This window comes from Gemmatimonadales bacterium, from assembly GCA_036500345.1.
GTDB lineage: Bacteria > Gemmatimonadota > Gemmatimonadetes > Gemmatimonadales > GWC2-71-9 > Palsa-1233.
Genome location: DASYCE010000007.1, coordinates 302,900 through 317,568 on the forward strand (window position 1 = coordinate 302,900; position 14,669 = coordinate 317,568).

Consider the following 14,669-nt stretch of genomic DNA (forward strand, 5'->3'; position numbering starts at 1 on the left):
CAGTCCGATGATCGTCCATGTCGCCAGCGGCCGCGAGTGGCGCGGCGGACAGCATCAGGTCCTCCTCCTCGCCGCAGGCCTTCACGACGCAGGCGTGCCGACCGTCGTGATCACCGGCACCGCGACAACGCTTGCCGCGCGCCTTCGCGACGCCGGCGTTGCGGTGGAAGAGGTCGGATGGCGCATCGGACTCGACCCGCGCGTTGCCATACGCCTTCTCCGGTTGGTCCGGCCCGATACGATCATCCACGCCCACGACAACCATGCGTTTGCGCTCGCCGACGCGGTGACCCGCATCCGGCGCCGGCCGCTCGTCGTCACGCGGCGGGTGATCTTTCCGATCCACAGCCCCCGGCGATTCCGGCGTGCGGCAGCGGTGATCGCGATCTCGAACGCCGTCCGCGCCGAGGTGGCACGAGCCGGAGTCCTCTCCGATCGGATTCACCTGATTCCCGATGCGATCGATCCAGCCGGGATCCCGGATCACTTCGAGGATGCGGGCGATGAGGGCGGTCCGGTGATCGCCTGCGTTGCGGCACTCGAAGCGGAAAAGGGGATCGACACGCTCCTCGACGCAGCGGCCATCGTGCGCACTATCCATCCGCTCGTCCGCTGGCGGATTGTCGGCGATGGCAGCGAACGGGCGGCGCTCGAGGCGCATCGCGACCGCCTCGACCTCGCGGGACTGGTGGAATTCACCCCGCCTCGCGCGGCATACGAGGCGTTCGCCGGTGCAGCGCTCGCAGTGCAGCCATCGCGCAGCGAGGGACTCGGATCGGCCGCCCTGCAAGCGCTGGCCTGCGGTGTTCCCCTCATCGTCAGCGACGCGGGCGGTCTCCCTGACACGGTGGCCCTCGGCGGCGGCGTCATCGTTCCGCGCGACGCACCCGCCGAACTTGCTCGCGTCATCGACGAACTTCTCCAGGCGCCGGAAGTCCTGGCGCGTCTCGCCGCGGAGGGTCGCGCGGCCGCCCGACATTTCACCGTCGAACAATTGGTGGAGCGCACGCGCCGCGTGTATCGTTCCGTGGCGTCCACCCGAGATGGGGCATGATCTACTTCTGCATTCCGGCATACAACGAGGAAGCCACGGTGGGACTTCTCCTGTGGAAGATCCGTCGCGTGCTCGAAGCATCGTCGCGAGAGTATCTCCTGCTCGTCGGTGACGACGCGTCGACCGACAGCACCCAGGAGGTCCTCGAGCCGTACCAGAAGGCGCTCCCGCTGGTCGTGCTGCGGTCGCCATCACATCAGGGATATGCGGCAACCGTCGAAGGTCTGCTCAAGGAAGCGCTGACGCGTTCCGATCGTCACAAGCGCGATATCGCGGTGGTCATGCCCGCCGACTTTGCCGTCGACCCCGACGCACTCCCCGAGTTCCTCAAGCACATCGACAGCGGCGCCGACCTGGTGGTCGGCGAAGCCACCCTCACCGGCGACGTGGGAAAATGGGATCGGCGCGTGCGTGAGTGGGCTCCCCGGATTCTCGGCCGGCACGCCAGGATTCCCGGAGTGCGCGACGTCGTCTCCGGATTCGCCGCGTTCCGGCTGGTCTCGTTGCGCAATGCGTTTCGCGACTGCGAGGGTCGCTGGCTCACCACCCAGGATTGGGCGGCGAATGCGCAGCTGCTGGGCTGGGCCGCCGCGGGATCGCGCCGGGTTGAAGTGGTACCGGTGACCGAACGCCTCGACCGTCACACCCGGGCGCATCGCCACGCACCGTGGGCGAGAGCTCGTGCCCTCTGGGCCGCTCGCAGCCTCCTTCCCGCGCCACCGGCCGGGCAGAAGGCGGAACGCGGGCAGCAGGCGACGCCGAGAGGTCAGGAAGCCGCGTGATTCCGTTTGTCGTCGGCACGATGCTCGCGCAATCGCTCGCAATGGCACCGGCGCCGATCTCCGCCGCACCATCGCCGTTCGGCGTGGGCGAGACGATCGAATACGTCGGCCACTACAAATTTCTCAGCCCCGGCCATGTCACGCTGAAGGTCGTCGGCGTCGACGATGTGCGAGGTGCAAAGGCGTGGCACTTCTCGCTGGCGATGAATGTCGCGGTGCTGATGTTTCACAGCAGCACCGCCCTCGATTCGTGGACCGCGATCGATCCGTTCGAGTCGCTCAAGTACCGGAAGGTCATCGACGGAAAGACCAGCGAATTCGCCATCTTCCCCGATTCCGGCTTCTATCGTTCCAGCGGCGATACCACGCACCACCCGACGCCCCATGATCCGATCGACGATCTCGCGTTCATCTATTTCCTGCGCACCACGCCGCTGCATGAGCACGCCCACTACGATTTCTCGCACTACTACCGGATGGACAAGAACCCGGTCAGCATCGATGTGCTCGGCCGCGAAATGGTCTCGCTCGACGACGGTACCCGCCGGTACTGCTGGATCCTTCATCCGATCGTCGATGAGCCGAACGGGATGTTTGCCCGGGATCACGACGCACGGCTCTGGCTGACCGACGACGGCCTGCGCCTCCCGGTACAGATCCGGTCCAACTATTCCGTCGGCGCGATCACGCTCCGCATGCGCCGGGTCACGCTGGCGCACTGATCGTGATGCAGCGCCCCGCGGTCCTCGCCGCATTGCTGCTCGTCTCAACGAGCTGCCATCATGCGCCGCCACCAATCCTCCCGCCTGGCGCGATCCCGATCAGCGTCGGCTCGTTGCAGGCCGATTCGATCGCCCACGCGATGATCCAGGTCGCGTTCGCGGCCGACGCGAAGCTGACCACCCCGGATTCGACCTATATCCCCGATTCGGAAGTGATTGCCAACGGTGCCCCTCGCGCGGACCCTCCTCGGCTCGCCGGCGTTTCGGCCGACGGCTCGATCGAAATGGGGTCGAGTCGCTTTGCCGTGACGGGAAACTTTGTGTGGGGAAGCGTGCAGTATCGCTGGATGCCGAACGATGCTGGCGGCCGGATTGTCGAGGGGTGGGCGACGCTGGTTATCGCCCGGACCCGAAGCGGTGATTGGCGAATCCTCGAACTGCATTCGTCGACCATTCCGCCGGCGACCAATCCCTGATGACGCTGGCCGGCACCAGGTCGGTGCCGGCGTTCACTGCCGGAAGATCAGGCCGCGCTCGACGACGTCCCCCGGATGGCGTCCCGAATCCGCTGGGCCACCCCCGGCGCGAAGATCTTGAGGAGGGTGTAGACCACGAAGCCGAGAAAAGCCCACCAGAGCACGGTCACCAGCAGCCCCACCACGGTGCCGAGCAGCCCCATCAGGATCCTGAAGCCGATCATTGCGACCACGGCGAGCACCGCGAAACCACCGATCGTCCGAACCATATTAGACTCCGCCGAAACTGGGAAACCGCTCTGAACCGATACTCGAAGAAGAATACGTGGCCCCTCCGATTGAGGTTTCAACCCGCACCGTATGCCCGCGCTTTCTGACGTCGTAATCATCGGTGGCGGGGCGATCGGCTCGGGGTGTGCCCGTGCGCTGGCGCATGCCGGTGCTCGCGTCACCGTATTCGAAGGGGCGTCGCCCGCTCCGGCCGGCGAAGGGTGGCGGGCCTCGGCGGGGATGCTCGCCGCGCAGGTCGAGACCGAGATTGACGACCCTCTCTTCAAGCTTGCCCTGGCTGGTCGCGCGTTTTTTCACCGCAATGCTGCGCCACTGCGATCCGCGACCGGAATCGACATCGGACTGATGGAATGCGGTGTCCTTCAACTGGTGCGTCACGAGGCCGAGATCGAGCGCATGCTCGAACGCGTCGCCTGGCAACGTCAGCAGGCACATCGCGCCGACTGGCTGAGCGGGCTCGAGGTCGCCGAGGGGTGGCCGTGGCTCGCCCCCTCCCTCGGCGGATTCTGGGCGCCGGAGGATGGCGCGGTCGATCCTGAGCGGCTCGTCGCAGCGCTCAAGGCCGACGCCGTGGCGCACGGCGCCCGGTTTGTCGCGTCGAGCGTCACGGCGCTCGATCGCACTGGCGACCGACTCAACGGCGTCCAGACCGGGAGCGGAATCCACGCATGCGGCGCCGTGGTGATCGCCGCCGGGGCATGGTCCGGCAGGATCGCCAATCTGCCGCGACCGCTCTCCGTCGAGCCGGTCCGGGGACAGATGATCGCCTTTCCGTGGCCGGCGAGCGCCGCACCGGCCGTCATCTATGGCGAGCACTGCTATCTCCTCAAGCGCGGGAACGAAATGCTGGTCGGCGCGACAGTTGAACACGCCGGATTCGACGCGTCCGTCACCGCGGAAGGGGTCGCCGATCTCCACACACGCGCCATGCGCGTCTACCCTGGCCTGATCGGCAACGACCCGATCCGCCGCTGGGCCGGCCTCCGTCCGGCGGCGCCAGATGGCCTGCCGATCATCGGTCCCGAGCCACGACTCGCCGGGCTCTGGTACGCGACCGCACATGGTCGCAACGGCATACTCCTGGCCGGCATAACCGGCGAGTTGATCGCCCGGGGATTGCGTGGCGACCCGCTCCCCGACGAACTCCTCCCCTTCCGCCCTTCCCGCTTCTGGGATTGGTCCTGACCGTTCCGATTCCCTAGGATCGAACTTCAATCGGCGCTATCTTGATGGGCTTGCGCGCGACTGCGATTGCGCGCGTCAACCCTGTGCTGTGCAAGGAGTTCGGGTGGCCGCACCGCTGGTGCAACTGACCCACGGATCGATGGTGGCCGAACCGCAGTCGGCGTCGGGCTCGGTGATGCCGTTCACCCCGGTTCGCAAGCCATCCTGGCTCAAGGTGCAGGCACCCGGCGGCCCTTCGTACCTGCATATCAAGTCGATGATGCGGACCCTGGGGCTGCACACCGTCTGCGAAGAAGCTCGTTGTCCCAACATCGGCGACTGCTGGGAGCACAAGGCCGCGACGTTCATGATTCTCGGCGATGTCTGCACCCGGAACTGCGCCTATTGCGCCGTGTCGCATGGGACCCCTGCCGCGTTTGACCCGACCGAACCGGCGAAGCTCGCCTCTGCGGTCGAACAGATGGGGCTGGAGCACGTGGTGATCACCTCGGTCGACCGGGACGATCTCGAGCACGGCGGCGCCGAGGCGTTCGCCGATTGCATCCGTGAGATCAAGCAGCGCCTCCCCGAAACCTCGGTCGAAGTGCTGATTCCCGACTTCAAGGGATCGCTCGACGCGCTCCGGATCGTGATGGACGCCAGGCCCGACATTCTCAATCACAACCTCGAGACCGCCGAACGCCTCTATCGGCTCGCGCGCCCCGGTGGCCGGTACGACCGGGCGCTGACGCTCCTCGCCAATGCCCGGACGCTCGATCCCGACGCCCTAACCAAGTCGGGAATCATCGTCGGTATGGGTGAAGAGTGGGACGAAATCATCACCTGCCTCCGCGACCTGCGGCGCAGCGACGTGAACATCGTGACAATCGGCCAGTATCTGCGTCCCTCGGCGGCGCATCTCCCGGTCGTTCGCTACTACACCCCGGCAGAATTCGACGAACTCGCGGTACTCGGCATGCGCATGGGCTTCACGCACGTGCAGTCCTCGCCGCTCACCCGGTCGTCGTACCACGCATGGGAACAGAAGAAGGCCGCGACTCACCAATGAGGAATGCGTGATGGCAGTCGAGTCCCCCGCGCGCGCCAGACGGCGCGGCACCGAAGCTCCCTACGTCGACCAGTATCGCGACTGGCTGCGGATGATGATCCTGATCCGGCGCTTTGAGGAAAAGGCCGGAGAGGCATATTCGCTGGGCCAGATCGGCGGCTTCTGTCACCTCTACATCGGTCAGGAAGCGGTTGCCGTCGGCACGATCTCGGCCCTCCGCGCCGACGACTACATCGTGAGCGCCTATCGCGAACACGGACAGGCGCTCGCGCGTGGACTGTCGTCGCGATCGGTGATGGCCGAGCTGTTCGGCAAGGCGACCGGCTGCTCACACGGCAAGGGCGGCTCGATGCATCTGTTCGATGCGGCGCTGCACTTCATGGGCGGCCACGGGATCGTCGGCGGGCAGATACCTCTCGGCGCCGGCTTCGCCTTCGCCGCGCGGTATCGCAACACCGATCAGGTCTCGCTCACCTACTTCGGTGAAGCTGCTGCGAATATCGGTTCGTTCCACGAGACGCTCAACATCGCCGCGCTCTGGCGGCTTCCGGCGCTGTTCATCATCGAGAACAACGGCTACGGGATGGGAACCTCGCTGAAGCGCGCCGCCTCGATCACCGACCTGCACCAGCGCGCCGCGAGCTACGGGATTCCAGGCGTCGAAGTCGACGGTCAGGATGTCGTCGCGGTGCGGCAGACGACCGACGAAGCGGTGCGACGCGCCCGCGCCGGCGAGGGTCCGACACTGATCGAGGTGAAGACCTTCCGCTACATGGGCCATTCGATGTCGGATGCGGCGAGCGGCACGTACCGGAGCAAGGAAGAACTCGACGCCTCGCGCCAGCGCGACCCGATCGTCCTTCTCGAGAGCCGCATGCGCGACCTCGACATGCTCGACGACGCCGGCGTGCAGGAAGTCGAGGCGAGTGTCGTCGCGGAAGTCGCCGACGCCGTCAAGTTCGCCGAGGAATCGCCCGATCCCGATCCGTCGGAGCTCTGGACCAACGTGTACGCGCCGGAGCCCCACTGATGGCGACGCTGACCTATCGAGACGCCCTCAACGCCGCGCTCCGAGAGGAGATGCAGCGCGACGACAGCGTCTTCCTGATGGGCGAGGAAGTCGCCGAGTACGATGGCGCCTACAAGGTGAGCCGGGGCCTCCTTCGCGAGTTCGGTCCGCGCCGTGTGGTCGACACCCCGATCGCGGAGCTCGGCTTCACCGGCATCGGCGTTGGCGCGGCAATGGTCGGCCTCCGTCCGATCGTCGAAGTGATGACGTTCAACTTCGCGCTCCTCGCCATCGACCAGATCGTCAACGCGGCGGCCAAGATCCGCTACATGAGCGGCGGCCAGATCGGCTGCCCGATGGTGGTGCGCGGACCGGGCGGCGCGGCGCTGCAACTCGGGGCGCAGCACAGCCAGGCGTTCGAGAGCTGGTACGCGCACATTCCGGGACTCAAGGTCGTCATGCCGGCGACCCCGGCCGACGCCAAGGGACTCCTCAAATCGGCGATCCGCGATGACAATCCGGTGATTTTCATCGAAGGGGAGATGCTCTACAACCAGAAGGGCGACGTCCCCGATGAGGAATACCTGATTCCGCTGGGCAAGGCAGATATCAAGCGCCCCGGCAAGGATGTCACCATCATCTGCCACTCCAAGACCGTGGCCCCGGCGCTCAACGCGGCGAAGACCCTCTCCGACGAGGGAATCGACGCCGAGGTGATCGATCTCCGGACGATCACGCCGCTCGATCAGGACGCGATTCTCGCATCGGTGGCGAAGACGAACCGCGTCGTTGTCGCCGAAGAAGGATGGGGATTCGCCGGCGTCGGCGCGCAGGTCGTCGACGTGATCCAGCGGGAAGCGTTCGACCAGCTCGACGCTCCGGTGATTCGCGTGCATCAGGCCGACGTCCCGATGCCCTACAACAAGCATCTCGAAAAGGCCGCCAAGGCGGACGCGACCAGGATCGCCGCGGCCGTCCACCAGGTCTGCTACCGGAACTGAGGCTATGGCGACCAAGGTCGTGATGGAAGCGCTCTCGCCCACGATGGAAGAAGGCCGCCTCGTGGAGTGGAAGAAGAAGGAAGGCGACGCGGTGCAGACCGGCGACGTGCTCGCCGAAGTCGAGACCGACAAGGCCGTGATGGAGCTCGTGGCGCGAGCCGCAGGCACGCTGCTCAAGCAGACGGTTGCAGCCGGAGCCACCGTTCCCGTGGCCGAGACGGTCGCGTGGATCGGCAACGCGGGCGAAGCGGTGCCCGGTGGCGATAGCGCTCCCGCCGCATCGCCGGCACCGGCACCTGCTGCACCTTCCTCGTCACATCCCGCGGCACCAGCTCCAACGGCGGCGGCGGCGGCGGTGCCGTCGCGGACCGCGCCCCCGGCGCCCGCTCCGGCACCAACTGCGTCGACCGCACCAACCGCACCAACAACGGGCGGGCGCGTCAAGGCGTCGCCGCTGGCGAAGCGCATCGCCGCTGATCGCGGACTCGATCTCAATGGTGTCGCCGGCTCCGGCCCTGAAGGGCGGATCGTCAAGCGCGACGTCGAGAACGCCGTCCCCAAGGCCGCCGCACAGTCCGTCACCGGATCCGGGTTCAGCGACATCGATCTCTCCCCGATGCGGAAGACGATCGCCAAGCGTCTCGCGCAATCGATCGGGCCGATTCCGACCTACTACCTCACCGCCGAAGTCGACATGGAGCGCGCGCACGAAGCTCGCGAAGCGCTCCTGGCACTCGATTCAACCGGCAAGTTCTCCTTCAACGATCTGCTGATTCGCGCCGCCGCGACCGCGCTCCACCTGCATCCATGGGTCAATGCCTGGTGGATGGACGACAAGGTCCGGCAGTGGCACGAGGTGCATATCGGTGTTGCGGTCGCCGTCGAGGAAGGGTTGATCACACCGGTCGTCCGTCACGCCGACCAGAAGACGCTCCGCGCCATCGCAGGCGAAGTGCGCGAGCTCGCCGGTCGCGCGCGAGAGAAAAAGCTCAAGCCCGAGGAATACACCGGCGCGACCTTCTCGATCTCCAATCTCGGCATGTTCGGCATCGACGAATTCACCGCGGTCATCAATCCCCCCGAAGCGGCGATTCTCGCTGTCGGCCGGATCGAGCCGAAGCCGGTCGTGATGGACGGCGCCGTCGTGGTCCGGCGCCGGATGCGGATGACGCTCAGCTGCGACCATCGCGTCATCGATGGCGCCACCGGTGCGGCGTTCCTCAAGACCCTGGTCGGCATGCTGGAGAATCCGCTCGCCCTGGTCTGGTGATCAGGGCGTCACATTCGACACACGGAGTCCATGCTCGTGGCTAATCAGTCCTTCGACATCGTGATCATCGGCGGCGGCCCGGCCGGATACCCGTGCGCCATTCGCGCCGCGCAGCTCGGCCTCACCGTGGGGCTCGTCGAACGCGACAAGATGGGCGGCGTCTGCGTCAACATCGGCTGCATCCCGACCAAGGCGCTGCTCTACAGCGCGTCGACCGCGAACACAATCCGCAAGCAGGCGAAGGATCTCGGCATCGAGGTCGGTGAGGTCAAGGTCGACTACGGCGTCGCGATGCGGCGCTCGCGCAAGGTCGCCGACCAGAATTCCAAGGGCGCTGACTACCTGATGAAGAAGAACAAGGTGACGGTCCTCAAGGGGACCGGCGTGCTCACTTCCGCCACCACGGTTCAGGTCGGGAGCGACACGGTCACCGCGAAGAAGGGGCTCGTCATCGCCACGGGGTCGCGGGTCAAGGGGATTCCGCAGGTCGGACTCGAGATCAACAAGAAGTCGGTGATCTCCTCCGACGAAGCGCTCTTCCTCGAGGAAGCGCCGAAGACGCTCGCGGTGGTGGGCGCCGGTGCGGTCGGCACCGAGTTCGCCGACATCTTCCACTCATTCGGATCGCAGGTGACGCTGATCGAAGCGCTTCCCCGCATCCTCCCGATCGAGGACGCCGAGGCGTCGGACGTGATCACCAAGAGCTACCGCAAGCGCGGCATCACCGTCCTCGCCGGCGTGAAGGTCGTCAAGGCAAAGGTCCAGGACACCAGCGTGTCGCTCGAGGTCGAGATCGAAGGGAAGCAGCAGACGGTCACCGCCGACAAGGTCCTGATGGCCGCCGGACGCGCCGTTAACACGGAGAATATCGGGCTGGAAAAGGTCGGGGTGAAGCTCACCGATCGCGGCTTCATCCAGGTCGATCCGGTCACGCTGCAGACCTCGGTGAAGGGGGTCTACGCGATCGGCGATGTCGCCGGGCCGCCGATGCTGGCGCACAAGGGGACACGCGAAGGCGAGCACGTCGCCGAGGTGATCGCCGGGCACACCGTGAAGGGAATCGACTACACCAATGTGCCGAGCGTGACGTACTGTCACCCCGAAGTGGCGAGCGTCGGTCTCACCGAAGACCAGGCGAAGACGAAGGGGATGGAATACGTCGTGGGACGTTTCCCGTTCTCCGCCAACGGCCGCGCTCGCGCCACCGACGAGACCGACGGGTTCGTCAAGATCATCCGCGGCAAGAAGTACGGCGAAATCATCGGCGCGCACATCGTCAACGGGCACGCCTCGGAAATGATCGGCGAGCTGGTGATGGCCCGGACCAACGAGTACACCGTCGAGGAGATCGACCTCGCGATCCACGCGCATCCGACCCTCTCCGAAGCGATCGGGCAGGCGGCGCTGGATTCGATGGGCCGCGCGATCGACATATGAGCGCGCCGGACTTCCGTCCGGAATTCTCGCCGGTCGGCCCCGATGCCCCCAAGGAGGATCGCATCGGCACGGCGCTCCTTGCGATGGGGTCCGCCGCCGCGGCCTCGTGCCTCTGGTTCGCGATCCTCACCATCATCCAGAGCTATGCCCGCGAGCGCTCGACGGTGCGGTCGGCCGCCCAGGTCAACCCGCATTCCGCCGACGTCAATTTCGTGGTGTACGGGATGGTGCTCGGGCTTGCCTTCACCGCCGTGACTGCGTGGCTCCTCATGTGGCCAATTCCCTCGACCTACCGCCGCGGTGCGCTGGCGATGGTGGCCGGTCTCGGCGGGACCTCGCTCGCGATGGTCGCCACCTGGATGCTGTACGGCGCCGCCGGACGGCCGGCCCTCCTGGTGCTCGCTATAGTATCCGTTATGATAGCGCTCTGGCTCGGCTGGCGGTCAGCGGTGAGTGCCCGATGACCCTCCCACTCGACATCGTCGACCTGGGCCACGAGTCGTATGCGGTCACCCTCGAACGACAGCGCGCCCTCCGGCTCGGGCGCATCGACGGGACGGTGCCGCGCGACGCGCTGCTGCTCGTCGAGCACGATCCGGTCTACACCCTCGGTCGCGGCGCACTCGAGACGTCGCTCCCGCTCCCCGCGGAGGATCTCCTGGCGCGAGGGGCCTCGGTCGTCGAGATCGAACGCGGCGGCGACGTCACGTGGCACGGCCCCGGGCAACTGGTCGGGTACCCGGTGCTGCTGCTGTCGAATTACCACGAAGATCTCCACTGGTATCTGCGCACCCTCGAACAGGTGCTGATCGACGCACTCGGCCAGCTGGGAATCAGTGCAGAGCGGAATCCGGGCAAGACCGGCGTGTGGACCGGCGGACGGAAAATCGCCAGCATCGGCATCCACGTGAAGCAATGGGTCACGCTGCACGGCTTCGCGCTCAACGTGCACCCTGATCTGTCGTGGTTCGACCTGATCGTGCCGTGCGGAATTCACGGAGTCCAGATGACATCGGTACGACAGGAAACTGATTCAGGTGAATCGGATCAGGCGCTCTGGCGGCGCACGATAGCGGCGGTCTCCGAGGCGTTCGCCGAGACCTTCGCCCGCAACGCGCGGCCCGTGTATTCTTCCACGCATGGCTGAGCCGATCGATCCCGCGCGGGTGACCGCTGGTGCCGATGAACGGATCACGGCAATCCTGCGTGCAGCGGGGTCGTGGGCCGCGGAAGCACCGCCTTCCCTCACGCCGGCCATTCGCGCCGTGTGCATCCGGCTCGCCGAAATGGTCGCCGACCAGCGCCACTACCTCGCGCCGCTCCCCGAACCGCAGGAATCCGAACGGAAGGCCGTGCTGACCCAGGTCGCCGACCGCCTGCGCACCGGACCGATCGCGCGCGAGCTCAAGGAACAGCTCGACATGCTCGCCGAGATGGAATTGCGCGCGACCGGCTCCTGGTCGCTGGTGGCGTCGGCGCAGGCGGAGTGGGTGCAGACCGCGATCTCGTTTCTGCAGCGCAAGAGAATGGACATCGCGGAACCGGATCGCCCCGACGAGTACTGGGCGGAGGATGTCGTCGCGGGGATCATCGCCTCGGTCAAGGGCGTGATCGGCGCCGACGATCTCTACTCCCGCATCGAGGCACAATACGCCGGCAAGGGACGTCCACCCGTTCCGCGCGACGATTGATCCATCGGGGAGTTCCCCGATGACCCGCAAGCACCTTCACTCCCCAGAAATCGAGGCGGTCGGCACCTCCGGCACGGTGATGATTTCACCGAACGTCGGCGCGCGAAACACCGTCTCGGCAACGCCATGAGCGCTCCGTGCAGCGGCGAGCGCTTCCGCTGGTGCGTCGATCGCCTCGGCCGTGAGCTGAAAGGTGCCGAAGTGCATTCCGACGCTGCGCCGGCTCCCCAGGTCGAGATGCGCGGTGACCGCCTCGGCCGGATCCATGTGATGCGCCGCCATGAACCAGCGCGGCTCGTACGCTCCGATCGGAATCAGGGAGAGATCGGGGGCGCCGATCCGTTCGCCGATTGCCGTGAAGTGCGGCCCGTATGCACTGTCACCAGCGAAATAGAGCAACACGCTCGCCAGCTCGATGGTGAACCCGCACCAGAGCGCGCGATTGCGATCCCAGGGTGTCCTGGCGGAGAAGTGCCGCGCCGGAGTTGAGGTGATGGTCATGCCATCCAGGGGGAGCACGTCCCACCAATCGAGTTCGCTGACCTGCCGGATTCCGATGCGCCGCAGCAGGGCGCCGTTGCCGAGCGCGGTCACGACCCACGGCGAGAATCGGCGTTGCAAGGCACGCAGCGTGGGAATGTCGCAGTGATCGTAGTGATTGTGACTGAGCAGCACGACGGCGATCTCGGGGAGATCGCCGAACGCGATCGCGGGAGCTCGCACGCGCCTTGGGCCGGCGAATCCCACCGGGCTCGCGCGTGGCGACCAGATCGGATCGGTGAGGATGTTGCCGGCCGGCGTCTGAATCAGGAAAGTCGCATGGCCGACATAGGTCACCTGCGCCGCCGCTCCGAGGCCCATCGGGGGAGCCTGCACCGGCGACACCGGTACTGACCTCGGCCACCGAGCGCGAGGCTCGCGCATCATCCGCACGATGGTCCGTGGCGAAGGGCCGGCGCTTCCGCCGGGATTGAAGAAGCGCCGACCGTCGTAATGATCGCTGCGTGATCCCATCGCCGAAAGTTAGTCTCGCAGGATGATCGCCATCGGCGGCCCGACGCCGATCATGTGCCACACAAGGCAGATGTAGAACCAGCTCGAGGAGAGCGGCGTCGGTGTGGCACCACTGAGCGGTATCACGATGAAATCCATCACGAGCCAGACAGACGCGCCGTATGCGACACCGATGCTGACGATTCCCCGTTGCGTCGACAGCGCGCGACGAAATGCAGGCCACCGGGCGCGCATCAGGAGAAAGAGCGCAGTCCATCCAAAGGCAACGGTGCAATGCACCAGCAGGCCGAGCCACGCGACCGATGCACCATCCTGCAGCGCGGCGCGACCGAGCACACCGGCGGCAATCCCTTTCAGGAGCCGGGGAAAGGTGATCGCGCCACGCAGGACGACCCAGTAGGTCGCCGCGAAGGAGAGATCCAGCACCGCGACCATCAACCCGGCCACCACGTAGCGTGATGCGAGTCGATCATGCGACAGTGCGACGGGACGTGCGGTGCCGCGAACTGACAAGTCAGCGGTCATCTGACCTCCGGGGAACGGGAAGGCGCCAAGCGGCGGATGATGCTCGCTTGCAAATATCCGGCGTGAGCGCGCCCGAACTGGTGCCCCGTGGTTCGAGTCGGGTAAGTCGCCAGCGCCTCGGGATGTGAGTATCTCGCCGTCCGATGCGTCAACGAATGCATGGAATGCTCAGGGCACCGCTCGACCGCGCGGGCAACGCGACACCGATTCGCGGTCGCATTCGCAGCAATGGCGGTGTGCTCGCTGCAGACGGCACGCGCGCAACTGGCCGATTCGGCTCCCGGCGCGAGGCTGCTCGCGCATCCGGCCTTCGCGGCGCCATTCCGCGACACGGTCACCGTCGAGCTGCATCGGGATGGCGCCTACCGAATCGCGGTCTGGCCCGCTAATGCACGGGTCGTTGTGGCACCACGGGACCATGCGGATCAACCCGACCTGCTGGTGCCGACTGACAGCGGCGCCCAGACCGCCCGGATGCATTTCGTCTCGCGACAGGACGGGTTGCACACCGTCGTGGTCTCGCCGCCGGCAGCTGGCACCGTGATCCGACTCTGGATCTGGGAAGACATCGTCCGGAGCGACACGGCGCGCGGGACCGCAAAGGCTGCGAGCTGGCGCATCGGCTTCACCGGTACCGCGGCAACTCCGTCGCGGTATGCGGAGATCAAGCCGGCAGACGAGAACCGGCCGCAATGGCTGCAGGGCGGTCTGCTGGTGTCGCCGGCCTCGCCTTGGTACATGGCAGACAACAGTGATGACCCCGCCTCGCTCGGGTGGACCTTCGCCGACAGGCGGATCCTGATTCGCAAGGGATCGCGGCAACGTGACGACCTGGATCTCGATGCACTGTGGGAGTTTGCCCAGGGGCACTCCTCGGTCGTCATCCAGAGCCCCGTGATGGTCACCGCCGGTCTCGCGATGACCTTTCGCCTCGACCAGAACCGCCTTCCCTACGGGATCGCGATCGGCCCGGAGGCGATGCATGGGCACGTGACCCCGGTTGCGATCCCCAGAACCGGCGTGACCCAGTTGCGAAGCACGATCACCTGGATTCCGCAGTGATCGCGGTGGCCGAAGGAGGGCCGGGATCCCCCTTGCCTTTTTCGGCATTTGTTCGGTATGGTTGTCGGCTGGAATTACCATCAACGTGAAAGGGTGCCCTGT

The 14,669-nt window shown here is 66.3% G+C and carries 17 protein-coding genes; 14 read left to right on the forward strand and 3 right to left on the reverse strand.

Features of this window, described 5'->3' with window-relative positions; genetic code table 11:
• Nucleotides 1-7 precede the first annotated feature (7 nt).
• Genes VGM20_04045 through VGM20_04060 form a run of 4 tightly spaced genes read left to right on the forward strand, consistent with a single transcriptional unit; the run spans nucleotide 8 to nucleotide 3,034 of the window.
• Entirely contained in the window at nucleotides 8-1,054 is a 1,047-nt protein-coding gene (locus VGM20_04045) for a glycosyltransferase family 4 protein (GenBank protein ID HEY4100031.1), read from the forward strand.
• On the forward strand, nucleotides 1,051-1,836 hold the full coding sequence (locus VGM20_04050) for a glycosyltransferase family 2 protein (protein HEY4100032.1): 786 nt from the start codon (nucleotides 1,051-1,053) through the stop codon (nucleotides 1,834-1,836). Before VGM20_04045 ends, VGM20_04050 begins: the two co-directional genes overlap by 4 nt.
• Nucleotides 1,833-2,558 (forward strand): DUF3108 domain-containing protein, encoded by a 726-nt coding sequence (locus VGM20_04055; protein ID HEY4100033.1) that lies wholly within the window; start codon nucleotides 1,833-1,835, stop codon nucleotides 2,556-2,558. The genes VGM20_04050 and VGM20_04055 overlap by 4 nt, the downstream gene beginning before the upstream one ends.
• 2 nt (nucleotides 2,559-2,560) lie before the next feature.
• A complete protein-coding gene (locus VGM20_04060) occupies nucleotides 2,561-3,034 on the forward strand; it encodes a hypothetical protein (protein ID HEY4100034.1) in 474 nt (157 codons plus the stop codon).
• A 47-nt stretch (nucleotides 3,035-3,081) separates the two neighbouring features.
• Here VGM20_04060 and VGM20_04065 read toward each other — a convergent pair whose 3' ends face one another.
• Nucleotides 3,082-3,303, reverse strand: a complete 222-nt coding sequence (locus VGM20_04065; protein HEY4100035.1) for a hypothetical protein — start codon at nucleotides 3,301-3,303, stop codon at nucleotides 3,082-3,084.
• Nucleotides 3,304-3,394: 91 nt separating this feature from the next.
• On the opposite strand from VGM20_04065, the gene thiO reads away from it, so the two are divergent.
• From thiO to VGM20_04110, 9 genes are all read left to right on the forward strand, one after another.
• Nucleotides 3,395-4,510 (forward strand): glycine oxidase ThiO, encoded by a 1,116-nt coding sequence (gene thiO / locus VGM20_04070; protein ID HEY4100036.1) that lies wholly within the window; start codon nucleotides 3,395-3,397, stop codon nucleotides 4,508-4,510.
• A 103-nt stretch (nucleotides 4,511-4,613) separates the two neighbouring features.
• Nucleotides 4,614-5,558, forward strand: coding sequence for a lipoyl synthase (gene lipA / locus VGM20_04075; protein ID HEY4100037.1), 945 nt, complete (start codon nucleotides 4,614-4,616; stop codon nucleotides 5,556-5,558).
• Nucleotides 5,559-5,568: 10 nt separating this feature from the next.
• Nucleotides 5,569-6,588: a pyruvate dehydrogenase (acetyl-transferring) E1 component subunit alpha gene (pdhA, locus tag VGM20_04080; protein ID HEY4100038.1), complete on the forward strand. Its 1,020-nt coding sequence runs from the start codon at nucleotides 5,569-5,571 to the stop codon at nucleotides 6,586-6,588.
• A complete protein-coding gene (locus tag VGM20_04085; GenBank protein ID HEY4100039.1) occupies nucleotides 6,588-7,568 on the forward strand; it encodes a pyruvate dehydrogenase complex E1 component subunit beta in 981 nt (326 codons plus the stop codon). The genes pdhA and VGM20_04085 overlap by 1 nt, the downstream gene beginning before the upstream one ends.
• A gap of 4 nt (nucleotides 7,569-7,572) precedes the next feature.
• Entirely contained in the window at nucleotides 7,573-8,838 is a 1,266-nt protein-coding gene (locus VGM20_04090) for a dihydrolipoamide acetyltransferase family protein (protein HEY4100040.1), read from the forward strand.
• A gap of 36 nt (nucleotides 8,839-8,874) precedes the next feature.
• Nucleotides 8,875-10,275, forward strand: coding sequence for a dihydrolipoyl dehydrogenase (gene lpdA, locus VGM20_04095; protein ID HEY4100041.1), 1,401 nt, complete (start codon nucleotides 8,875-8,877; stop codon nucleotides 10,273-10,275).
• Nucleotides 10,272-10,739, forward strand: a complete 468-nt coding sequence (locus VGM20_04100) for a hypothetical protein (protein HEY4100042.1) — start codon at nucleotides 10,272-10,274, stop codon at nucleotides 10,737-10,739. Before lpdA ends, VGM20_04100 begins: the two co-directional genes overlap by 4 nt.
• Complete coding sequence (lipB, locus tag VGM20_04105; GenBank protein ID HEY4100043.1) at nucleotides 10,736-11,422, forward strand: lipoyl(octanoyl) transferase LipB; 687 nt, start codon at nucleotides 10,736-10,738, stop codon at nucleotides 11,420-11,422. Before VGM20_04100 ends, lipB begins: the two co-directional genes overlap by 4 nt.
• Nucleotides 11,415-11,966, forward strand: a complete 552-nt coding sequence (locus VGM20_04110) for a hypothetical protein (GenBank protein ID HEY4100044.1) — start codon at nucleotides 11,415-11,417, stop codon at nucleotides 11,964-11,966. Before lipB ends, VGM20_04110 begins: the two co-directional genes overlap by 8 nt.
• Before the next feature lie 36 nt (nucleotides 11,967-12,002).
• Here VGM20_04110 and VGM20_04115 read toward each other — a convergent pair whose 3' ends face one another.
• A complete protein-coding gene (locus VGM20_04115) occupies nucleotides 12,003-12,980 on the reverse strand; it encodes an MBL fold metallo-hydrolase (GenBank protein HEY4100045.1) in 978 nt (325 codons plus the stop codon).
• A gap of 9 nt (nucleotides 12,981-12,989) precedes the next feature.
• Nucleotides 12,990-13,505, reverse strand: coding sequence for a hypothetical protein (locus VGM20_04120; protein HEY4100046.1), 516 nt, complete (start codon nucleotides 13,503-13,505; stop codon nucleotides 12,990-12,992).
• Nucleotides 13,506-13,733: 228 nt separating this feature from the next.
• Here VGM20_04120 and VGM20_04125 point away from each other — a divergent pair, with 228 nt between their 5' ends.
• Complete coding sequence (locus VGM20_04125; GenBank protein ID HEY4100047.1) at nucleotides 13,734-14,567, forward strand: hypothetical protein; 834 nt, start codon at nucleotides 13,734-13,736, stop codon at nucleotides 14,565-14,567.
• Nucleotides 14,568-14,669 lie beyond the last annotated feature (102 nt).